Below are 22854 nucleotides of genomic sequence, written 5' to 3'. Positions count from 1 at the left end.
TAACCTCCAATCAGAAAGGAAGTGAATCATCTGGAATCTCGGCAAATTCCATTTCCTGATAAGGAGAATGATGTCCATCTTCCTTTTGCCGTTTATTTTTGTTATTGAAGCTATGTTGCCTTTTTAGCAAATACTGTTCAGCATCTTCTTTAGTCTTAACACCATTCTTAGACCAATCAATAAGTACTCTATTTATATATGAATATTTTTGGGCACTATTACGTGCAGCTTCTTGAATAGCTTTACAAACTAATTCTTTACCAAACTTATCGACGTCTTCTCCTAAATGAACATAATCACTTCCATTTAACGCTTGGATTGTTTTGTTGTAATAATCAGCTATCTTTTTAAAATCTTCATCGCTCACGCTCTGATGATTATTAACATTATTATCGTTATTAGCATTATTGTTTGTTTCTTTCTGTTTCTTTTCTGATTCTTTTCTGATTTCTTTCTGTTTCTTTTCTGTGTTACTTCTCTGTCTTTTTTCTAAATCTATATTTTGATAAACATCATAGTTTACAATGGTTACAAGTGTTTTTTTGGTGTCTTTTTTTAGAACTATCATTCCATCTTCATGGAGTATATTTAAAAACTTATCTACTTTAGTAATTGACCAATTCCATTGATTACCTAACTTTCTTAATGAAGTTAATTTTTGCCCACGCTTCACATCAATCAATTGACCATCGTGCATAACTTTTCCATCTTTGTGATTTGCTATTAGGATTAAATCAATCCATGCTTCAAACTTTGAAAACTTTCTATCTTCTTGAAATAACCAGTGATTTTGGATAGACCTATGCAAGCTTATCCAACCTAAGTTTTCACTCATGCATCACTCCCTCACTTTCTCAATTCATGCTATAATTTGAGTAGATGAAATTTTTAATCGAATGATTTCATCTATGTTCTAAGTACCTTGCACACATGGAGTTTGGTCGCTACGGTGTGTAAGGTTCTTTTTATGCGTTTCTTTAACTATCCTTTTGTAGTGATAGCTTAAATAATCAATTAAATCTGATGAATTTTCTTTAAAAAACAGTTGTTCTTCTTTTGTTTCAGCTTCGATATATAAGCCATCATGTTTTTCAATTAACCTAACCATGTTGTACCTCCTCTATCATGCTTAAATTTAATTCAGCAGCAGCAAGCGTTGTTTCTGTACTGAAAGTAGGTATCAATTTTTGTATCGTTTCTAATGGTGCATTGAGCAATAACTCATCTGCTTCACTCGACCTAACATTAAACCACCCTATCGCTGTCTTAATTATCTTCACTTGTATATTCATTTAATATCCCTCCGCTTTTAATATTTTTTTCATTTCAAATACTGCAAAAACACTAGCCATTCTTAACATAGCCAATTTACTCATTTGGGAAGTCCCGAAATATATAGACCTATCTTCGAATTCTGTTGCTTCTTTTAAAATTGCGCAGGCACTACCTATAACAACTTGTGAAGTTGGTTTAAAATGATCTAATGAATCATTCAACACACGACCGTGAGCATTCAGCATTACATATTCATAATGTGCTTCTCTGGATAACACATTAGTCTTACCTTCAAAATTTACTAGATACACATCACGATTATCATTTAAAGATTTTTCGAGTTCATAGATTGATTGTTTGATGTTGTTTACTCCGTCTAACTTGTTCATAACAAACCTCCTACATCCATTTTTTATTAATTATTCTTAAATAAGTTTTAAATTTTTCTATTTCAACTACCTTAAGAGTTGCTGAAATACTAACAAACATGTCATCGATTCCATTCGGTTCATCTTCCCAACGGTCTAGTATTCTATATACCGTAGACTTAGAAAATCCACATAGTTTTGCCAATTGAGGAACTTTTGCGTAGATAGGTTGAACTACTATCTGTTCATCTCTTGTTATCGTGTTCTGACGTGTTGGTATTTCCGTTACATTTTTCATTGTTTACACCTCCTTTAACTCAACAAAACTCAACTTATCATCAAAAAAAATTTCATCAATAGTTATATTTGGATAAATTGATTTAAGTAGATTTTTAAAAATAATTTTTTCACTATCTCTGAATTCTGTCTTTCCGTTTTCTTTATTAGAATATGCTTGAGTTGATATTGCCATTAAATCTGCAATCTCACTCTGTGATTTGTTAAGCATTTTTCGATAGATTAAAATTTTATTCATTACTACACTCCTCTCAACTAGATGAATTAAATATATCATAACAATAATTTAAAAACAATATAAAAACTACACATTTGTCAATTTGTGATTTAAAAATTCTTTCAAGTGTTGTATTATGTAGAATAAGAGGTGGTTATTATGAACAGTTATAACATTGAATCGGTTGGTAAAAGGATTAAAAGCATTCGCCAAAATAACGGAATGAATTTAGAAGAGTTCGGAAATATATTTGGAGTAAGTAAAAGTAATGTATCTAAATGGGAAAATGGCAGACAACGTCCTAATAACCAGAGATTAAAAGAAATTGCAGAAAAAGGCGGTTGTTCAATATCATATTTATTATTTGGAACATATGATGAATTAATTTCAGATATGATAAATTTATATTTTAAAAATCATTCGAGTTTAGATTTTATAGATAAAGAAGAAATAATACAATTTCATATTTCCAAATATAATTATAAAAAAGCGCAGATTTTCCATGAGATTAGTACTGAATATACAAATAGTAATAATGAACTGACCGTATCAACATGGGAATTAAAAAACATGACCGATCAAGTCTTGTATGATGAGATAGCTGGTGGGCTAAAAACATATTTGAATAGGTTGGATTATATTTATTCTTCAGATGAAGGTAGTTATGATTTAAAGAAATTTAAGAACTTATCTGAAATACTTCAAATACAATTCAAAAAAAGCGAAGCCACTTTGCCAATCTATTTAAATGATAAGGTGGATCAGTTGTATAATGATGAAAATTTAAAATACGACGAAAAAGTTCATGAAATTTTAAAAAAAGATATGATTGAGTTTTTTAACGCCCTCTTAAATGGGCATTTTAAACATAATATGTATAAGATGACCAAAAACACTATAAATTATATTAGTGACATAATGATTGAGGAGTTTGAAGGTATAAATTACAAACTTAACTTTAATAAATTCAACGGTTGGAACGATTTAGATGATGAAACAAAAGAAAAAATATTTAATCAAATTGATGAAATGGCATCATTATTGATCGAAAGAGAATTAAGAAATTAAAGCAAACGAGGAATTCGAATGTCACTAGAAGACTTAGAAAATAATTTAAGAAACCATTTAATAGAATTATTTAAATCTGCTTATCAAGCAGGTTTGTATGATAATAAATATCCATCAGTCATTGATAGACACCAAGCTATGGAAATCTTGAAAGTAGGAAGTGTGAAATTTTCAGAGATTATTAACAGAGAAGATTTCAAATTTGTAAAAGTGAGATACACTCGTGGTAAATATTCATATGTGAATTTATTGAAATGGATTAATAACGAATAACATTTAATTCATATCTTATATATTGGTTTCCGAAAAAAAGAGTAACCAATAATCATTAACTAATAAAGGAGGACTAGCCTATGTGGTATGAGGAATGTCAATACAAAATCAATTTTGGGAAACAAGAACTATACAAATTACAAAGTTCTTAATTGACTTTTAATTATTGTAGTTATAGAATAAGAATCAAGTTAAGCAATAAGTATCTGACTCAACTTTTAGTTGGGAGGACTTATTTGCGCAAAACGCCTCTTATTCTACTACTTTGTAGTAATAAGGGGCGTTTTTGTTATATATAGGGAGAAATTAAAAGATGAGACCATTTAAAAATATTGATGAACAAATAAATATACTAATAGATAGAGGACTACTTATCGAAGATTACAATAAGGCTAAGCGATATTTAATTCATAATAATTATTATAATGTTGTAAATATGTATAGCAAGTTATTTCAAGAAAAAGAAAACCTTTATATTAAAGGGACAACTTTTGAGGAAATTAAAGCTTTACATATTTTTGATACTGAGATTAAAAACTTATTAATGAAATATATAATTATTGCAGAAAAACATTTTAAATCGATATTCGCCTATCATTTCGCAAAAAAATATCACAATAAGCCTTTTGCATATCTTGATACATCAAATTACTCTAATAGCAATCCACTTGCACTAACACAAACATTATCTTATATTTCAAAAAAAGTTAATGAACAAATTAGATCTAAAAAAGAAAATTCCGTTAAACATCATTTTGCTAATCATAAAGATGTTCCTATTTGGGTCATAGTAAATGATTTAACTTTAGGTAACATTATAAGGCTTTATAAATTTATCGATAATAAAACAAGAAATGAAATAGCGAAAGAATTATCCGATATATTGGATACTAACATTCATCAAAAAATAAACTTAGAACCCAACTACTTAGACAAAATATTAGACAATGTATTAAATGTTCGTAATTGTGTTGCTCATAACAACAAACTCCTAAAATATAAGTGTAATAATAATATAAAATTCATACCAGCTTTGTATGGTTCTTTACAAATAGATTCTAAATCTTCTAGACAAACACCTTTTCATGTATTTATTGCGCTTAAGTGTTTTTTACCGACTGAGGATTATGCTTTATTACATAATTCAATATTAAAAAGAACAATTAATATGAGCAAAAAATTAAATGATAATAGTATGAATTTGGTACTAGAATCATATGGCTTTCCATTATCATGGCATAAAAAAGTTTCGAAAATTCCTCAAAAATAAAATTTTAGGATGTGAATAAATATGTGGTATGAAGAGTTTACTAATAAACATGACGTTGTACAGTACCGCTTCTATGAGAAGTATAAAGATCCATTAACGGACAAATGGAAGCGTGTAAGCATAGTTATGAATAAGAATGGTAAGCAATCACAGAAAGAAGCACAGAAGCGGTTAAATGAGCGTATTGAAGTGAAGTTGAACGATAAGACGCCCAGCACCTTAAAGACGTTAACGTTTCATCAGGCATGTGATGAGTGGTTTGAACACTATAAAACTGTTTCGGGAAGTAAGCAGTCATCGATCACATCGATAGCAAGTAGGGTTAAATTAGCAAAGAAACATATAGCTGCTGATGTTCTAGCCAATAAGATTAATGTGAATATACTCAATGATTTAGTAAAGAGTGTTGATGAGGACGGTATAAGTCATAAATATATTAAAGATACAATTAGATTAGTAAGGCATGTTATGAAGTACTTACAGAAAAAGTATAAAATAAAAGATATATCCTTTATTGATGATGTCGATTTACCTAAACAAGCAAAAACAAGAGACGAAATAAAGGCTAAACGTGAGAACTATTTAGAAATGGATCAAGTTAAAGAAGTAACTAATAGATTAAATGAGGTTGCTAAACAAAAGGTTTCAGAACATATTAAACGAACTTACTTAATTTCTGCTTATATCATGGAATTTCAAGCCTTAAATGGTATGCGAATAGGCGAATTATTAGCTATACAGCCACAAGATATTGATTTCGATAACAAAACACTTACGATAGACGGTACTATTCAATGGATTAGAGATAAAAAAGGTCATATTGGTATCAAAGATACAACAAAGACAGAAGCATCATATAGGACTATTTCATTAACTACAAGAAGTTGCGAGATACTGAAAAAGGTTATGTTAGAAAATAAAAAGTCTTTAAAATGGGGAGACGACTATATTGAGAGAGGATTTGTATTCACTAACTTTAAAGGTAGCCCTTTATCAATACCATGTATAAACAGACTTATACAATCTGCATGTAGTGATATTGGAATAGATAAACATGTTACAACGCACACCATGAGACATACACACATATCGTTACTATCTCAATTAGGCGTTTCTTTAAAAGCAATAATGCAGCGTGTAGGACATACAGATCATAAAACAACGTTACAGATATACAGTCATGTTACTGAACAAATGGATAAAGATATGATGAATAAATTAGAAGCGGTTAATAGTTAGTAGGGTCGAAATATCGGCTCTATTTTTTATGCCTAAAATATTAACTTTCTCACATGTTGCCCTTTTTCTGCCCTTTTTTATTAAAAATATAGATACAAACATCTTTCAAAGCATTGATATAATAACGTTTATCACTTTATTTTTCTTAATCCACTTCATTAAAGAAATTTTGCCTCTCAAATTGTGCATGTTTATTTTGTATCATATTTCTATATTTCTTTGGAGTGACACCGTAATATAATTTAAAAGCGTGAATATATGCGGACACATTATAGAAACCGTGCTTTTCAGATATATCTATGATCTTTTCACAAGTATGAATTAAATCATATATGCTATTTAGTAATCTAATATCTGTTAAATAGTCTTTAAAATTAACACCCAATTGTTCTTTAAACATTTTAGAAAAGTAAGATTCAGACAAACGATATTTGTTTGTAAATGTATTAATTGTAATACGCTCATTATAATGTTCATGAATATAATTTCTAATTTCTTCAATAATCGGATTAACATCTTTATACATATTCGAACTATCTTCGTTATCTATATGCAATTGTCCTTTATAAATTTCTAATATAGCAATGATTTGCTTCATAACTTTAAAATTCCGGTCATTTTCTTGTGTTAAATATAAAGAACAAAGATATATAAGTTGATTTCTTAACGGTATCATTTCTGATTGTGTTGTCACATGACTATGATTACATAATAATTCAGGAACCATCGTTTCAATTAATGATTTGTAAAAATGTATTTGTACGACGATATTCCCTTCCCTTACATCAAGTTTGTAACACTCATTATGCTTTACAATAAATGTGTCACCTTCCTCATAAAAAGTGCTCACATCTTTGACTGTAATCATAGCTTTTCCTTTCAGCACTACAAAAAAAGAAACCCCAACATGATTACGGTATTTAGTGGCAGAACGCTTTAGGTATTTGATTTCATATATATTTCTCACAACAAATCTCCTAATTAATTTTAATCTTTTTGTACATTTGAAAATCATTCATGGCAAAATATAATACAAAATATTTAATTACAACAATAATATTATAATTGGAAAACTTTAATGAGTAAATATATAAAACCAAAATTATCAGATTTTTAATTTTATATATTGTATGACGATATACACATAATAAAAACGCCCTAAAAGATAGACCATAAAGTCTACCTTTTAGGGCGTGCTATATATTTTTTTAAGATTTAACTACTTCTTGTCCACGTTTATTCCAAGTAAATATGAAACTCAACATAGCTAGTATACTAACAATCGTTAATAATAAGAATCCTGAATCCCATCCTAATTTATCAACTATTAACCCCATAATAATATTAGCCATTACTGCTCCACCTAGATAACCAAATAATCCCGTTAATCCTGCAGCTGTTCCTGCTGCTTTTTTAGGGACATAATCCAGAGCTTGTAATCCAATAAGCATAACTGGACCGTAAATTAAGAATCCAATAGCAATTAATGCAATATTATCAACTAACGGATTTCCAGGAGGGTTTAACCAATATATGATAACTGCTATTGTGACACCTAGCATAAAGATAAATCCTGCTGGTCCCCTTCTACCTTTAAACACTTTATCTGATATATATCCACATAATAAAGTACCAGGAATACCAGCCCATTCATATAAGAAGTATGCCCAACCGGAAGCATTTAAATCGAACCCTTTTTCTTCATTTAAATAAGTTGGTGCCCAGTCAAGTACACCGTAACGTACGAAATAAACAAAAATATTGGCAATTGCAATCATCCAAACCCATTTATTATTTAATACGTATTTAAACAGAATATCCTTCGTTGTAAGTTCAACTTCTAATGTTTGTTGTGATTTATTAGGATAATCATTTCTATACTCCTCTATAGGTGGTAAACCCATTGATTGAGGTGTGTCTCTAACAAGAATGTATGACACTACTGCAATAATTAATGCGATAATAGCTGGATAAATAAATGCACCTTCAAATCCTTTTAAATAACCAAACGATAGTGTTCCAGTTATAGAAATACCGAGCAATGCGATTGGTGCCATTAATCCTCCACCAACATTATGCGCAACGTTCCATATAGCTGTTTTGCCACCACGTTCACTTACACTATACCAATGTACGAGTACTCTTCCTGATGGCGGCCATCCCATACCTTGGAACCACCCATTTAAGAACAGCATGATAAACATAATAAATACACTTGAAGTTAATACAGGAATAAACCCCATTAATAAATTAACGATAGCGGTTAATACTAAACCTAACGTTAAAAATATTCTTGCATTACTCCTATCGCTCACTGTACCCATGATAAATTTACTGAATCCGTATGCTATTGAAATTGCTGATAAAGCAAACCCTAATTCTGTCTTAGTGAAGCCTTCATCAATTAAAGCAGGCATAGCAAGTGAAAAGTTCTTTCTTAATAAATAATAACCAGCATAACCAAGAAATATCCCTATAAAGACTTGTAGTCTTAATTTCTTGTATGTATCATCCACCTGTTCTTCTGGTAGTGGATCAATATGCTTGGCTGGTTTCAAGAAATTTGCCATAGTTACCCCTCCTAATGTTAATTATTTGTAAGGATTGTAAACTTTTTGTAAATTTATTAATTGTATTTTCATCATAGATATTGTATACATTAAAGTCAATGAAATTTGTAACATTTTACAAAATAAAGGATAATTAAGCTAACTTAAACAGGAGGAACAATCATGAATTTTATAATATGGCTTATTATATTTTGTGAAGTAGCTTTTTGGGTAGTTATATTACTCGGCTTAGTCAGTAGATATATATTAAAGCAGAAAGCACTCGGATTATTCTGTCTAGCACTTACACCTGTTATAGATTTAATTTTACTTATAACAACAAGTGTAGATTTAATGAATGGTGCAACAGCTGAAACGCCACATGCAATTGCAGCAGTCTATATTTCTGTATCCCTTGTATTTGGAAAAAGTATGATAAAGTGTGCAGATGATAGGTTCAAATATTATGCTATGAAAGAAGGTAGCAAACCTGAGAAACCCAGTGGATTCGCAATGCTAAACTATATGCGAAAAGTTGGATCAAACATTTACTCTCTTACATTATAGGGATAGGTATTCTACATTTAATCATTTATTTAATTCATGATATAAGCGTACTTTCAATCCAGTCATCTACTGCCAATACAATGATAAGAGGCAGGGACAATTAATTTGCCTCTGCCTCTTCTTTACGTTTATTTATCATGTTCATCTTCAATATTGCCGACAATATTTTCAAGTATGTCTTCCATTGTAATCATACCTACTAATTCACCATAATCATTGTGAACTATTGAGATATGCGCACGTTGTTTTTTCATTTTATCTAATACGTTTTGAATGGCGTCTGCCTCTTTGACAAATATAATTTCATGAATCAATTCAGTTATATCTTGTATGTTGTCTTTCAATAAGTCTTTCGCATGTAAATAACCAATAATGTTCGCTTTGTGATTTTGATACACTGGATATCTCGTATAATATCCATTTTTCACAAATTGAATAGCTTCTTGCTGACTAGAATTACTATTGATCATTGTCACATTTTCTTTGGAAATCATACAATCTTTGACAACAAGTTCATCATAAATAAATACTTTATTAATTTGTTCTAGTTCTGTTGATGAAATTTCTCCACCTTGATGACTTTCTTTAATCAGCATCTTCAGTTCTTCTTCAGAGTGATATAATTCAGACTCTTTCGCAGGTTTCATACCAAATAAGCTCAATATCATTCTTGCAGACCCATTTAAAATAAAAATAAAAGGATATAATAATTTGTAAAACAGTATAATCGGTCTTGCAAAGAACAATGTAACTTGTTCAGCTTTTTGAATTGCGATAGTCTTTGGCGCCATTTCACCTACTACAACATGTAAATATGTTGCGATAATAAAAGCGCTGACTAATGTTAAGACATGAATAACAGTTTCTGATAATCCAAAGCTACTATATAGTGGATGCAGAATAAACTCAAATGTTGATTCACCAACCATACCAATTCCAAGTGCTGTAATGGTAATACCTAGCTGACATGCCGCTAAATATTCATCAAGATGGTCAACTACCTTTTTAGCTTGTTGAGCGTTCTTATAATTCTGTTCTGCTAAATAGTTAATTCTAGATGACCTAACCTTTACAATTGCAAATTCAGTCGCAACAAAGAATCCAGTTAAAGCGAGTAATACAATAAACGTGATTAAACTAATTGTAGTTCCCAATTATTATTTAATTCCTCCATATAATAAAAAATTACAACCATATTTGGTTGTCTTTAAATTTTACACTATTTCGAATAAATTTTATAATATTACACATTTGAAATAATTGAGATAAAGGACTATACTAGTTTTTGATAAGGAGGGATCTTAAGATGCTACTAAATGTGTCATGTTCTCTACAATTATTCATACCCATCGAGCAAATTAACTAAAGAAGGGATTTTTTATGAATAATTATATAAAACCATATCAATTCGTAAGTATAAAAGAAAAATCAGAACAATTATTTAATGTCTATAAATCAGTCAATGATTTCAAAACAATCGATACTTTCCAAGCAATTACGTATGACCATATTTCACAACTTTTTAGTGAAAAGCATACTGAAATAGAAGAATTCACAAATATAATCATGAATAAAAGAATTTCTCGAGCTCAAATTGAGAAATTGTTATTCGGACTTAAAAACTATGTCATCCCATTTGAACAACCATCAAGTAAACAATTGGAAAAACTTTTTATAAAAACTAAGAAGTTAAAACAACCAGACTGGGATAACATTGATTTGAAAGAGTCATCTTATATAGGATGGAATGATTCAGGAAAACAAAAGAAATTTATTATTATGTATGAAAATGATAAATTGACAGGCGTGTCAGGAGAATTATCACCTACCATTAAACCTGGAATTTGTAGCATATGTAAGAAAGAATCAAATGTTTCTATGTTCTTATCTACGACTAAATCAAAAGGTGATGGAACATATACGAAAAACGGCAACTATATTTGTCATGATAGCGAAAGATGTAACCAACAACTCGATCAACTTGACGGATTGTATGAATTTATACACACAGTAAAAACAAAATAATAATAAGAGGCAGGGACAAATTAATTTGTCCCTGCCTCTTATTGTATATTGTTGATATTTTAGGATGTCGTAGATTAACTCCCGAATTAATCTACAACTTAGACAATCTCTTCGATTAACTCCCGAATTAATCTACAACTTAGTCGATCTCTTCGATTAACTCCAGACTTAATCTACAACTTGGTCATTCTCTTCGATTAACTACCGAATTAATCTACAACTTAGTCGATCTCTTCGATTAACTACCGAATTAATCTACAACTTGGTCATTCTCTTCGATTAACTTCAGACTTAATCTACAACTTACCCGATCTCTTCGATTAACTCCTGACTTAATCTACAACTTAGACAATCTCTTCGATTAACTTCCGAATTAATCTACAACTTAGACTATCTCTTCGATTAACTTCCGAATTAATCTACAACTTGGTCGATCTCTTCGATTAACTTCCGAATTAATCTACAACTTAGACTATCTCTTCGCTTAACTACCGAATTAATCTACAACTCATCTCATTTTTGGACCGGTAATTACTTTTATCGGCTGTAAATTAACTTTCTACTACTTAACATATATTATACAACTACAAAGTGTTACAAGTGCGATGCGAAAAATGTCATGATTATTCCGAATTTCATTTGACAATATTTGTAATTTAAAGATAATAAAATATAAAAGGAGGGAGTGTAATATGGAAACTTTGGTAAAAAAACTAAAGGATCAAATAAGAAAAAGAGATGAATAAAATTATAATAGTTAATCAAAGTAATTACGTAAATTTAGTTAAAAGCATTACAAGTTATATTGAATGGATTAATAGTAATAAAAAATTATTAGACCAAAATATTAAAATTATTATCCATGATTCACCCGTATATTCATACGGTCAACTATCTGATTGCCAAATAGATTTTGATAATCGAAATATATACTATTCTTTGTATAATATAGAAGAATATCTTGTTACTAAGAAACGAAATAACATTATTGTAAATGACTTAGAATATGCATTATCTGAAATTATATTTGATTTAAATTATCATATAGCGCATTTCTACATTTTAAGTTTTGAACATATTACATATAAAGATCTAATTAGTCATTTTGATTGTTATGAAGATAACATTATGCGCATCAGCAATTATTTAACATTTAAATATTTATTTAATCATAATAAGTGTTCTATATCCTATAAAGATGGACTTACGATGAAATTCGATTCAGGAATAAATAATCATTTAAAGCACGCTTTTTTACAATTTAGAGATTTTATTAAAAAAGAATTGAATTTTCCTTTAAAAGTTAATATTCATATTACATCTAGTGAACTCGAAGATGCTCAAGGTTATTTTCAACATCCAACTTCTTTATTCACTTATCCAAAAATTGTCGTTTCTACATATAGATATGCACAATTAAAAAAAGAAATGTCACTTTTTGATAGTGACTTAAACACTCTAAGAATATTAGCGCATGAAATTGGACATTATCAAGATTATATAAGTAACAATATATCTTTAGATGAAAATACTCTTGAGAAAATAGCAAATAAATATGAAGATAAACTTACCCAAAAATTTATAGATCATGTTTATTACCTTAATTACATTGGCGACTAAAAATGAACGCTAAGACAAAGTTTTGTCTTAGCGCTCATTTATATATTATGCTATTTTTTTACGCATCGCATAATAAATCACGACAATCATAACAAGTACAAGTTGTGGTATGAGTGTTTCATATGTTGGATAGAATCCTATTAAATCGATAAATGGTAATTTGTTTATCGTATGTTGTGGCACAATGTTTAATATTTGTAATGTATGGATACTCACGCCTAATATTTTAAATGCCAATATAAAAATAAATAATGACATGATTAAGAATAAGCGATGTATTGGAATCCATTTTGTTATTTGGTTAAAGAATGTCGCAATGATTGCCAATATTATCAATGCTACTATAATACCTAATATAAGTGACCATGTTGATATTTTCCCTACTATTCCTAAGTAGAATATAATTGTCTCAGCGCCTTCTCTAAATACTGATAAGAAAGCGACTAATCCAAATGTTATGATACTACCTGTAGACATGGCTTTATCTATATTCTTATTAATGAAGTTCTGCCATGATGCTAAGCTTGATTTAGAGTGCAACCAAATTCCTACGACAATCATTAATACGACTGAAGCGATACCGACGATACCTTCAGTTAACTCTCTTGTTGATCCTAAGTTGTCGAATACAGATTTAAATATAAATGCTAAAGCGATACTTATCATAATTCCAACTATACTACCTATAACAATCCAATTTGATGCTTTTGTTTGTTTTGATTTACTTGTAACAGTTAATAAAGCCATAATAATAAGTAATGCTTCTATCCCTTCTCGTAACAGTATTAGCGTGGCATCCCAAAATGTATAGCTCGTCTTAGATATGGTAGATTTAACTTCTTGATTAATTGTTTCTAAGTTAGTTTGAATTTCATCTTTATTGTCTTGATCAAGTTGCCCTACGTATTGTGGGATTTTTTGTTCTATTTTTGTATATAACGCCCCATTTTTAGTGCTAATTTCACTTTCTACATTTGGCCATACAATAATAAACTGTTGTAAATCTTGTTTAGCTTTAGCTAAATCATCATCTTTGATATTACTAATAGCTTGATCTAAATGCTTATTTAATATAGTTGCATCTTGATTGGCTGATTTAGCACCTGATTTATTACCTGCATGATATTCATCTAACTCTTTTTTTAACTGATCAACTTGCATTTGTGCACTTGTCGCATCAACTTTATCTTTAGTTAACTCAATTCTAGTAAACATCAGTGCAGTTTCAATTTGGCCATATCTTCCTATATCTTCCTCACGTACAATTTTTTCATTTTTCGTCCAAGTAGCATTTAATTGATTATTGATAGACTTTGCTTTTTCAAAGTCTTTATCAGATATTGCTTTTGATATATTTTTAATGAGTGGCTGCATCTCATTCTGCAATTGATTTCTTTTCTTTTGTTTATCGACAGGATTCAATACTTTTTCGTAATCAATTAAATCTGAAGTAAGTGCATTTAACGATTGTTCTTTTTCTTTTGATGACTTACTTTTTTTAACTTTTTCTATATCGTCATTAATTTTTTGAACGAGTTTATGCTCTTTTTTATTTGTTTTTTGCCAGTTATCATTAATTTCTTTAAAATGTTTATCAAATGCATGGTTATCTTTATCTTGTAATGCTGACTTCGCGTCAGTCACACTAATATAAATATCACTTAAACTTGTTTCTGCTTTTATCGTTAAGGGTGCAATTAAACAAATTAAAGTTGCTATACTAAAAACGATTAAATAGCGTTTCACCTAGATATTCTCCTTCTTGGACACCAGGTAAACATAAGAAAATACCTGAGCCTCTATGTGTAATGTATTCATTTAATTTATCTACTGCACCCATTTTATTTTGTATTTTAATGAACTGTTCAGGTGACTTTTGAAATGATAAAAATAATAACCCTGCATCGAATGTTCCAGTTTGTGAATTAATACCATCTGAATAGGAATAAGATCTTCTTAATAAATTGGTCTTTGATGCTTTTGCTAAGCTAACGTGTGATTCTTTTTCAATTAAATTCTCACCATTTTTATCTTTTACATTCGGATCAAATGTATCAAATTCTTTTTCTTTTCCTATTGGTGCCCCAGAATGACGATATCTTCCAAATGTTGCTTCTTGTTCTTCTAAAGCTGTTCGATCCCAAGTTTCCAGTAACATTTGAATTCTTCTCGCCACTAAGTAAGAGCCGTTTTTAGCCCATCCATCTTGAATAAAGATATACTTATCTAATTCGGATTGCTTATGTAAGGAAGGATTACCTGTTCCATCTTTAAATGAAAATAAATTCCTAGGCGTTTCTATTTTTCCATCTTTTTCTTTATATGAATTAAATCCTGCCTGACTCCACTTCATTGAAACTTCACCCTTAGCAACTCTAATTAAGTTTCTAATTGCATGAAAATTAACTTGAGGGTCATCTGAGCATGCTTGAATACAAATGTCCCCACCTGTATAAGCATCGTCTAATTGGTCTTTAGGAAAATGAGGTAAGTCTTTTAATAACTCTGGTTTATGTTTATTTAATCCCACTTTTTCAAAAAATGAAGGACTAATTCCAAAAGTAAGAGAGAGTCTATTAGCATCCAAACCAATTGTTTCTCCAGTATCAGGACTCGGCAACATTTTATTATCTCCAAGTTCTTTTACAAATTCACCATTCATCAAATGCACGCTATAATTCGTCCACAGTTTAAACATTTTTTTAACATCAGAAACGGACATTTTGTTAATAGTTAAAACTACAAAATAAATATGTTTCTGTGCATCAGTAGTGATACCAGATTGATATTTACCATAAAAATTAATTTTATTTTTAACATTCTTTTTATCTTTTGCGAAGTATTGAGAAGCCAGTATGCTTCCTCCAACTCCAGTAGAACCTATTAATAATCCTGCTCCTCCAACTCCGGCAAGCTTAAGAAAGTCTCTTCTAGCTATATAGTTCTCCTCATTAGACATCCTTTATCACTCCGTAATTACTGCCATTTGACTTAATGATTCACCTAATTTATCAACAGCTTCTGAAAGTTTTTTCGTTTCTTCTTTAGAAAGTTTTGTATAATCTTCATATCCACCATTGTCAGTTTCATATTGAGCTAATAATTTATTTACATTTTCAAATCTTTCTTGAGTGGTATCGGCAAGTTTCTTATCTTTGCTCGTAACTTTATCTTTAAAGATTTCGAATATTTTTTCTGCGCCTTCAATATTTGCTTTAAAATCATATAAATCTGTATGAGAATAAATTTCTTCTTCACCTGTTATTTTAGAACTTGAAACTTCATTCAATAAATCAATTGAGCCTTGTAACATCAATTTAGGCGTCACATCAACAGTATCAACTTTAGCTCTTAATTCTTTAGTATCTTTTAACAATTGATCAGCAACAGGTCCCATATCTTTCGTTGTATTGTCTTCCCATAATGCTTTTTCAATTTTATGATAACCTGACCACTCGTCTTCTTTATTTTCTTCTTTCATATCCGCTAAACGTGCATCAATCTTTGGATCTAATTCTCCAAAGCTCTCGGCCACTGGTTCTGATCTTTCATAATACATACGTGCTTTAGGATATATTTCTTTAGCTTTTTCCATATCATCAGCTTTTACTGCTTCAACAAATTTCTCAGTATCCGCTAAAAAATGATCTAATTGCTCAGTGGTAAAGTCTTTATAAGCTTTAGTTTCTTTAGAAAAATCAACTTTGGCTGTTTCTTTCGTCTCTTTTTTGTTCTCAGATGTCTTTTTCTCTTCATCATTACTACATGCCGTTAAAATTAAGGCACTCGCTAAAAATGTTGTAGCTAACTTCTTCATAATTCTACACTTCCCATCTAATTGATTATCATTATCATCTTTAATTTATTCCTATAAAGTGAAATAGTCAATAAAAATTTTATATAATTCATTAAAAATACAAATTTAACCCCTTAACTAAAGTGATTTTAAATGTAGAAACTCTATTAAAAATAATCGTCATTTATAATTGAGAATGATAATCATTAATTAAATATAAAAAACCAACAAAGTTTTATAACTTTGTTGGTTTTTAATGATATGCTTTTTGATTTAATCTTGTTCTTGCTCAAGAATTTCTTTTGATTTAGCATCTATTTTAAATTCTGTTGAATCATTATTACCTTCTTTAAGATCAATAGAATATACAAGTTGGCCATCATCTTCACTTAATGACCATTCTTTTAAGTCACCTTTTGCTTCATCTTGAGCAACTTTTAATACATCATCAAATTTTGCTACGTCGGATAATTTAAATGTTTGTTCATTATCATCGTCATCGTCATCTGTTTCTTTCTCAACATTAGCAACAGATTTATCATCAGCATTAACTAATACTTTGTTTTCATTTTGACCATCTACTAATTCTACTTTGTAGTTCCAATCGCCTGTTTCTTTTTCAAAAGATAAATCTTTCAACTCACCTTCAGATTCTTTCTGGGCTGTCTTAACAGCATCTTCAGGGGAGACTTTAACATCATCCCATTTTATAGTATTTTGAGTTGTTTTATTTGTATCTTCATCATCTTTGCTTTCATCCTTTGTTGTTTGTTCAGTTGTTTGTTCAGTTTTCTCTTCTTTTTGATCATCTTTTTGATCATCGCTTTTATCATTTCCACATGCTGCTAAAACGATGCCTGACGCTAATAATAGTGAAATCATTTTAAACTTCATACTTAATTCCTCCTTAATATTTCTTTACTTTATATATAGACCTTCCTAAATTTTCCAAACATATAATTTTAAAATTAGACAAAATTTATATTATTCGTTATGATAAAGAAACAATAAAATAGCTCGTAGTCTTATTAAGAGTAGGTGGAGGGAATTGGCCCTGCGAAACCTCAGCAACAGGCGTAAGTACTGTGCTAAATCCAACAAGTTTAACTTGAAAGATAAGAAGATTCTCTAAACAGCTCTTCTTAATCTTAAGATGAGCTGTTTTATTGTAACTAAAACTTTAGGAGGCAATATAAATGAGAACAAGAGAAGATATTTTAGCAGAATTAGCAGAGTTGAAGGCAAACCCACCAAAGAGCTTTTCAGGATCAATTGCAAAAACGGCTAAAAAGAACGAATTAATTTCAGAACTTGTAAGAATTGAAACAGAAGAACAATATTCTAGCGAATCAAACAATCGTAAATTATCATTTGATGACTTAGAAATTAATATTAGTATCACTAGAAAATAATCAAAAAAACGCCTTATCGGCTATATTAAGCTGATAAGGCGTTTTTTAAGTAAATAATTTCATATCCTTTTATTAATTAGATTCCATAATAATCTGCATTGCTACAAATTTAGCAATTTGATTACCATTTGCTGCTGCATCGATTAACTGAGATGCCATTGTATCTTTACTTTCTCCTGCTACAAACAATCCTGGAACTGATGTTTCTCCAAATTGTTCAATTTTAATTTTTCCATTTTCTTCTCTTTCAATATTTAAACCATTTAAAAATTCAAAACCCGTATCCCATTTAACACCAATTAACGCACCACTTCTAGGTATCCTTTCTCCATTTTCAAAGACAACTTCATTAATGTTTCCATCACTATGTTTAAATTCAGTTACTTCACTTTCTATTAATTTTATTTTTTTCTTATCCATGAAAGCTTTATCCTCTGCTGTTAATACAGAAAAATCTTTACTGCTTATAACTATATCTTCTGACCAGTTACTTAAAAGTAATGCCATATGCTTTACTTGTTCTGGTTGTACAGAAATGAGCAAAGATTTATTTTTTAATTCATAACCATCACACCAAGGACAGTAAAATATAGATTTACCATAGCTTTCTTTTAAACCTTTAATGTCCGGCAAAGTTTCTCTCAATCCAGTACATATCATCACTTTTTTCGTAGTATACTTTTGTTGTTTTGTTTCAACAATGAAATGATCATTTTCTTTTATCAATTTAACAACAGTGTCATTTACACGAGAAACATCTTTATATTGATCTACATCATGTTCTGCTTTAGCTCTCAGTTCTTCTGGTGTTACACCATCTTGTGTTAAAAATGCATGTGATTTTCGAGTCACTTTATTTCTTGCATTATTATTATCTATTACTAAAGTTTTCTTCAAAGCTCTACCTAAAGTTAAAGCACTAGCCAATCCTGCTGGTCCTCCACCTATTACGATACAATCAAACATTTTATACGCCGCCTTTTCTCATCTATTATAGAGTGCTAATATCTATGATTAGTCCAAATAAAAAGATTTAACTCACATTAAATCTTTTAAAGTTTTATTTTTTAAAGCTTTAGTCATTTCATCTTCTGCAGATAATAAAATTGCTTGAATTTTACATTCTGGTCCATGATTAAAGCTATCTTCTAATGTACTTTGATGTCCATCAATCGCTGTTATAATGTCATATACAGAAATTTGTTCCCAATTATTCACTAAATAATAACCACCTTTAGCACCAGAAGCTGATTTAATAACACCCGCTTTTACTAATTGAGTTAAAATTTTAGATAAATATGTTATAGATATATTTAATACTTCAGATAAACGTTTAACATTAATAGGTTGTTGCTCTTTTTTAGCAATTAAATATGCTAATGCATGCAAACCATAATCTGTTCCTTTTGAAATTTTCATAACACACCTCTTAATCATAGATATTACAACTCTATAATAGCACTTATTTAAAATTTGTCTATTCTTTTGTTTTTATGATTTGATATTTGGTAGTACTGATTATTTTTTCAGCCAGTATTTTACGTTTTCTTATTATTATTTTCACAATGCTATGACATTTAATCGATATAATTGATGTAATATCCAAAATTGGAGGCTTTAAAATATGAATGAAATCGTTATATTAACTGTCAGTGATATTCATGGTTATATTTTCCCGACTGATTATCAAACAAGTCATCAAGATTTACCTAAAGGACTATTAAAAATAAAATCCATGATATCAGATATAAAATCGCAACATGAACATGTCATTTTGATGGACAATGGAGACTTTTTACAAGGATCGCCTTTTTGTTCATATTTACATTCACAATTACATTCTAGTAAATATTTAAGTGATATATATAATGAAATTGGTTTCGATTTTGCAGTAATTGGTAATCATGAATTTAATTACGGCTTGCCTTATTTGTATGAAACGCTTAAATCTTTTAATTTCCCTGTACTATCAGCAAATATTTTTAAACATAACAAGCCTTTTACAGGTCACGACGTCATTTATATTGATAAAAACGATACAAAAATAGGCATCATTGGATTAACAACTCAATACATACCTAATTGGGAGCAGCCAGAAACAATCAAAGATTTGTCTTTTTACTCTGCTAAAGAAACTGCTGCTAAGTTAATTGAAGATGTTCGTGAGCAATCAGATATTGTCGTCGTATGTTACCACGGCGGATTTGAGAAAGACCTTCAAACTGGTGAACCAACAGAATTAATAACTGGAGAGAATGAAGGCTATGATTTACTCAATGAAGTAGATGGAATTGACGTTTTAATTACTGGTCACCAGCATCGAGAAATTGCTGAAAAGATCAATAATACTCAAGTAATTCAAGCTGGTTCAAAGGGAGATTGCTTAGGGAAAATCACTTTAAATATTGACGAAACATCCCAACAAATCATTTCATCTCAGAGTGAAATTTTATATGTAAAAGACGCCAATCCAACTATTAATGATGAAGGTACTAAGAGAAAAATAAACGAAGAAGTTAATCAATGGTTAGACCAAAAAATAACGCATTTATCAGAACCAATGTACATTGAAGATGCTTTTACCGCAAGAATAAAGCCACATCCCTTAATTAATTTATTAAATTATGCTCAGATGGAAGCTAGCGGTGCAGATATTTCAGCAACAGCATTATTTGATTCTGCTACTGGATTTGGAACAGATGTCACAATGAGAGATGTTATTAATAATTATCCCTTTCCAAATACTTTTAATGTATTAGAAGTAACTGGCTCTACCTTAAAGTTAGCATTAGAACGATCCGCTTCATACTTTGCAATTATTGATAACGAATTAACCATTAATCCTGAATTTTTAGAACCAAAGCCACAACACTTCAACTATGATATGTTTGGTGGATTATCATATAAATTAAACATAAGACACCCTATAGGAGAACGCGCTCAAGATATTTATATTAAAGACGAACCATTGAACTTAGACACAACGTACAAAATAGTCGTTAACAATTATAGATCAGTTGGCGGAGGTGGCTACCATATGTTTAATGCCAATCAAATAGTAAAAGAAATACAATTAGAAGGTGCAGAGCTTATCATTCAATATTTACAAAACCATTCGATTGAAACATTACCATCCATTATGGACTTTGAAGTAGTTTATTGATGATTTAATGATGACTTGTAGATTAAGTCTGGAGTTAATCTAAGAGTCGGACTTCAACACCAAACAATAAAAGGCTGGGACAAATTAATTTGTCCCAGCCTTTCTTATTTCTACCCTATCGTTTCTATTGAATATTTACAGGCTTTGTAATTATATTTTTACTACCTTGTTTCAATCTTAAGTTAGCTGTTCCAGATACACCAGATTTCACTTCGACTGTATATGATACTTTAGCATTTCCTTTACTATCTGTATTTACGGTAATAGGCTTACTATAACCAAAGTCACTAGCTTGCTCGCCTTCTTTGCTTATTTTGCCTATTTGATTACCACCTTCAGTATACATACCTAACTTCAAATCTTTAATTGTACTATTTGCAGCATATCCACTTAATGATGTTGTTACTGTAAAAGTTTCACCGTTTGTTACTGAATCAGGAAATTCTAATGTAGCTGTTCCTTGAGTATTTCCTGGGTTATCATTCCCACCAGAACCTTCTGAACCGCCATAACTTCCTGGTGCAAATGTTTCACTATTAAACCATTCGTAACCTGCTTTTGGTTGTGACCAAGGTTCTGCTTGTGTTTCTTTACTGTTCTCTGGATTTTCTGAATCTAGTAGTTGCGTTGTTTGATCTAATTTAATTCCTAATTCTTCAAATGTTGTATAGTCTTCTTTTTCACCTAACCATGTTGTTAAATTATTCAGCATCTTGCCGTTATCTTCTTCTTTAAATCCATCATATGTTTTCTTTGTATTTCCATCATCTTCTCTTTTGTATTTAGGTGTAATATCTTCAACCATGGAAGAATCTCCTATAAATGCAGCTTTACCTTTACCTACTTTAGATACGGCTATGTATGCACCTTCTTCTCTACCTCCGCCATTGTAGACACCTTGATCTACAGCATGACCCCATTTATCCGCTTCGCTCAATTTATCGGGAACGTATACTATACCTTTTGCAATTTTAGGATTTGTCACTGCAATTGTTGAACCTGCATGCATGGATACAGACTGTATGCCATTTCCAAGACCAAGTCCTTCCTCACCTTGAACAACATCAGTTGCATTGAGGTTGTTTAATGCATTATATCTAAATCTTACGCCAAAATTCTCTGATAACCAGTCAGAACTTGTAACACCTTGCATAGCTTCAGAATTCTTTTCAGCTTCAGTCATATTTTTAGTCATATCATCATATGCGCCTCTTCGATATCCATTCATCACTTCTGAAGAATCAATTCTATTATAGTTTCGGTCAGCATTATAATGATCAGAAACAAATATGACACTGCCACCATTTTTAACATAATTTAAAATGGCTTGTTGTTCAGTTGATTTAAATGGAATGTTTGCTTCAGGTATTACAAGTATCGAAACACCATTTAAACGCTCAGTCGTAATGCCCGTCTTATCTCGTAATTCTTTAACTTGGTAACCTTGTTCAGCGATTGAATTTGCATAATCTGAGAATGCGCCATCTATCACCCAATCAGCAGCACCAGCTGTTTGTCCATGCGTATTATCTACTAGTACTTGTCCTTTACCACTATCGCTACCTATAACTGGTGCTTCATCTGCATATACCGCTCCAGTTGATAATGTTGAAATTGATACCATACCTGTTAATACTAACTTTTTAAAATAAGACATTGTGACACTCCTTTATCTTTTATGTATTCATTTTAGTTTATAAAAATTTAAATAAATG

General features: G+C 30.3%; 24 protein-coding genes, 1 pseudogene and 1 riboswitch. Of the genes and pseudogenes, 9 read left to right on the top strand and 16 right to left on the bottom strand.

Annotation, left to right across the window (positions count from 1 at the left end):
- Window positions 1–10: 10 nt before the first annotated feature.
- The 6 genes from LQ609_RS09545 to LQ609_RS09520 all read right to left on the bottom strand — a co-directional run bounded on the left by LQ609_RS09545 (window position 11) and on the right by LQ609_RS09520 (window position 2178).
- Window positions 11–835, bottom strand: coding sequence for a DnaD domain-containing protein (locus LQ609_RS09545; RefSeq protein ID WP_239734664.1), 825 nt, complete (start codon window positions 833–835; stop codon window positions 11–13).
- Window positions 836–913: 78 nt separating this feature from the next.
- A complete protein-coding gene (locus LQ609_RS09540; RefSeq protein ID WP_239734663.1) occupies window positions 914–1108 on the bottom strand; it encodes a hypothetical protein in 195 nt (64 codons plus the stop codon).
- Window positions 1101–1292, bottom strand: a complete 192-nt coding sequence (locus tag LQ609_RS09535) for a hypothetical protein (protein WP_239734662.1) — start codon at window positions 1290–1292, stop codon at window positions 1101–1103. Before LQ609_RS09535 ends, LQ609_RS09540 begins: the two co-directional genes overlap by 8 nt.
- Window positions 1293–1664, bottom strand: a complete 372-nt coding sequence (locus LQ609_RS09530; protein ID WP_239734661.1) for a hypothetical protein — start codon at window positions 1662–1664, stop codon at window positions 1293–1295.
- Window positions 1665–1674: 10 nt separating this feature from the next.
- Window positions 1675–1941, bottom strand: a complete 267-nt coding sequence (locus LQ609_RS09525; RefSeq protein ID WP_239734660.1) for a helix-turn-helix domain-containing protein — start codon at window positions 1939–1941, stop codon at window positions 1675–1677.
- Window positions 1942–1944: 3 nt separating this feature from the next.
- Window positions 1945–2178: a helix-turn-helix transcriptional regulator gene (locus tag LQ609_RS09520; RefSeq protein ID WP_239734659.1), complete on the bottom strand. Its 234-nt coding sequence runs from the start codon at window positions 2176–2178 to the stop codon at window positions 1945–1947.
- 138 nt (window positions 2179–2316) lie between these two features.
- On the opposite strand from LQ609_RS09520, the gene LQ609_RS09515 reads away from it, so the two are divergent.
- The 4 genes from LQ609_RS09515 (at window position 2317) to LQ609_RS09500 (ending at window position 6007) form a co-directional block, all read left to right on the top strand.
- Window positions 2317–3225, top strand: coding sequence for a helix-turn-helix domain-containing protein (locus LQ609_RS09515; protein WP_239734658.1), 909 nt, complete (start codon window positions 2317–2319; stop codon window positions 3223–3225).
- 18 nt (window positions 3226–3243) lie between these two features.
- Complete coding sequence (locus tag LQ609_RS09510; protein WP_239734657.1) at window positions 3244–3498, top strand: hypothetical protein; 255 nt, start codon at window positions 3244–3246, stop codon at window positions 3496–3498.
- A gap of 313 nt (window positions 3499–3811) precedes the next feature.
- Window positions 3812–4768 carry an Abi family protein gene (locus tag LQ609_RS09505; protein ID WP_239734656.1) on the top strand — a complete coding sequence of 319 codons (957 nt, stop codon included), beginning with the start codon at window positions 3812–3814 and terminating at the stop codon, window positions 4766–4768.
- Window positions 4769–4789: 21 nt separating this feature from the next.
- Window positions 4790–6007, top strand: a complete 1218-nt coding sequence (locus LQ609_RS09500; protein ID WP_239734655.1) for a tyrosine-type recombinase/integrase — start codon at window positions 4790–4792, stop codon at window positions 6005–6007.
- A 145-nt stretch (window positions 6008–6152) separates the two neighbouring features.
- Here the strand turns inward: LQ609_RS09500 and LQ609_RS12720 are convergent, their stop codons facing one another.
- A complete protein-coding gene (locus LQ609_RS12720) occupies window positions 6153–6974 on the bottom strand; it encodes a helix-turn-helix transcriptional regulator (protein WP_239734654.1) in 822 nt (273 codons plus the stop codon).
- Between the two features lie 241 nt (window positions 6975–7215).
- The gene (gene glpT / locus LQ609_RS09490; protein ID WP_078357271.1) at window positions 7216–8577 is read right to left on the bottom strand and encodes a glycerol-3-phosphate transporter; all 1362 of its coding nucleotides are present in this window, start codon (window positions 8575–8577) and stop codon (window positions 7216–7218) included.
- Window positions 8578–8739: 162 nt separating this feature from the next.
- Between glpT and LQ609_RS09485 the strand changes: the two are divergent.
- Window positions 8740–9170 (top strand): annotated as a pseudogene (locus tag LQ609_RS09485) (hypothetical protein); the annotation flags it as partial.
- Window positions 9171–9251: 81 nt separating this feature from the next.
- On the opposite strand, the gene LQ609_RS09480 reads toward LQ609_RS09485, so the two are convergent.
- Window positions 9252–10277 (bottom strand): hemolysin family protein, encoded by a 1026-nt coding sequence (locus tag LQ609_RS09480; protein WP_208144106.1) that lies wholly within the window; start codon window positions 10275–10277, stop codon window positions 9252–9254.
- A 226-nt stretch (window positions 10278–10503) separates the two neighbouring features.
- On the opposite strand from LQ609_RS09480, the gene LQ609_RS09475 reads away from it, so the two are divergent.
- Entirely contained in the window at window positions 10504–11148 is a 645-nt protein-coding gene (locus LQ609_RS09475) for a FusB/FusC family EF-G-binding protein (RefSeq protein WP_078357269.1), read from the top strand.
- 738 nt (window positions 11149–11886) lie between these two features.
- On the top strand, window positions 11887–12768 hold the full coding sequence (locus LQ609_RS09470; protein ID WP_208144107.1) for a hypothetical protein: 882 nt from the start codon (window positions 11887–11889) through the stop codon (window positions 12766–12768).
- A gap of 45 nt (window positions 12769–12813) precedes the next feature.
- Here LQ609_RS09470 and LQ609_RS09465 read toward each other — a convergent pair whose 3' ends face one another.
- The 4 genes from LQ609_RS09465 to LQ609_RS09450 form a co-directional block, all read right to left on the bottom strand.
- Window positions 12814–14514, bottom strand: a complete 1701-nt coding sequence (locus tag LQ609_RS09465) for an FTR1 family iron permease (protein ID WP_239734653.1) — start codon at window positions 14512–14514, stop codon at window positions 12814–12816.
- Window positions 14489–15727 carry an iron uptake transporter deferrochelatase/peroxidase subunit gene (gene efeB / locus LQ609_RS09460; protein WP_078357266.1) on the bottom strand — a complete coding sequence of 413 codons (1239 nt, stop codon included), beginning with the start codon at window positions 15725–15727 and terminating at the stop codon, window positions 14489–14491. Before efeB ends, LQ609_RS09465 begins: the two co-directional genes overlap by 26 nt.
- 6 nt (window positions 15728–15733) lie before the next feature.
- The gene (efeO, locus tag LQ609_RS09455; protein ID WP_239734652.1) at window positions 15734–16585 is read right to left on the bottom strand and encodes an iron uptake system protein EfeO; all 852 of its coding nucleotides are present in this window, start codon (window positions 16583–16585) and stop codon (window positions 15734–15736) included.
- A 252-nt stretch (window positions 16586–16837) separates the two neighbouring features.
- Window positions 16838–17458, bottom strand: coding sequence for a PepSY domain-containing protein (locus LQ609_RS09450; protein ID WP_203153841.1), 621 nt, complete (start codon window positions 17456–17458; stop codon window positions 16838–16840).
- Window positions 17459–17586: 128 nt separating this feature from the next.
- A riboswitch (SAM riboswitch) is annotated at window positions 17587–17686 on the top strand.
- Window positions 17687–17760: 74 nt separating this feature from the next.
- Here LQ609_RS09450 and LQ609_RS09445 point away from each other — a divergent pair.
- The gene (locus LQ609_RS09445) at window positions 17761–17976 is read left to right on the top strand and encodes a hypothetical protein (RefSeq protein ID WP_078357263.1); all 216 of its coding nucleotides are present in this window, start codon (window positions 17761–17763) and stop codon (window positions 17974–17976) included.
- A 72-nt stretch (window positions 17977–18048) separates the two neighbouring features.
- Here LQ609_RS09445 and LQ609_RS09440 read toward each other — a convergent pair whose 3' ends face one another.
- Window positions 18049–18942, bottom strand: a complete 894-nt coding sequence (locus tag LQ609_RS09440) for an NAD(P)/FAD-dependent oxidoreductase (protein ID WP_239734651.1) — start codon at window positions 18940–18942, stop codon at window positions 18049–18051.
- Window positions 18943–19014: 72 nt separating this feature from the next.
- The gene (locus LQ609_RS09435) at window positions 19015–19395 is read right to left on the bottom strand and encodes an RrF2 family transcriptional regulator (protein WP_078357261.1); all 381 of its coding nucleotides are present in this window, start codon (window positions 19393–19395) and stop codon (window positions 19015–19017) included.
- 205 nt (window positions 19396–19600) lie between these two features.
- Between LQ609_RS09435 and LQ609_RS09430 the strand changes: the two genes are divergently transcribed.
- Window positions 19601–21139 (top strand): bifunctional metallophosphatase/5'-nucleotidase, encoded by a 1539-nt coding sequence (locus LQ609_RS09430; RefSeq protein ID WP_239734650.1) that lies wholly within the window; start codon window positions 19601–19603, stop codon window positions 21137–21139.
- 124 nt (window positions 21140–21263) lie between these two features.
- Here LQ609_RS09430 and LQ609_RS09425 read toward each other — a convergent pair whose 3' ends face one another.
- Window positions 21264–22796: a DNA-binding protein gene (locus tag LQ609_RS09425; protein WP_239734649.1), complete on the bottom strand. Its 1533-nt coding sequence runs from the start codon at window positions 22794–22796 to the stop codon at window positions 21264–21266.
- Between the last annotated feature and the right edge of the window lie 58 nt (window positions 22797–22854).

The organism is Mammaliicoccus sp. G-M28, from assembly GCF_022386595.1.
Lineage (GTDB): Bacteria > Bacillota > Bacilli > Staphylococcales > Staphylococcaceae > Mammaliicoccus > Mammaliicoccus fleurettii.
This window is presented reverse-complemented; position numbering and strand designations above follow the sequence as displayed.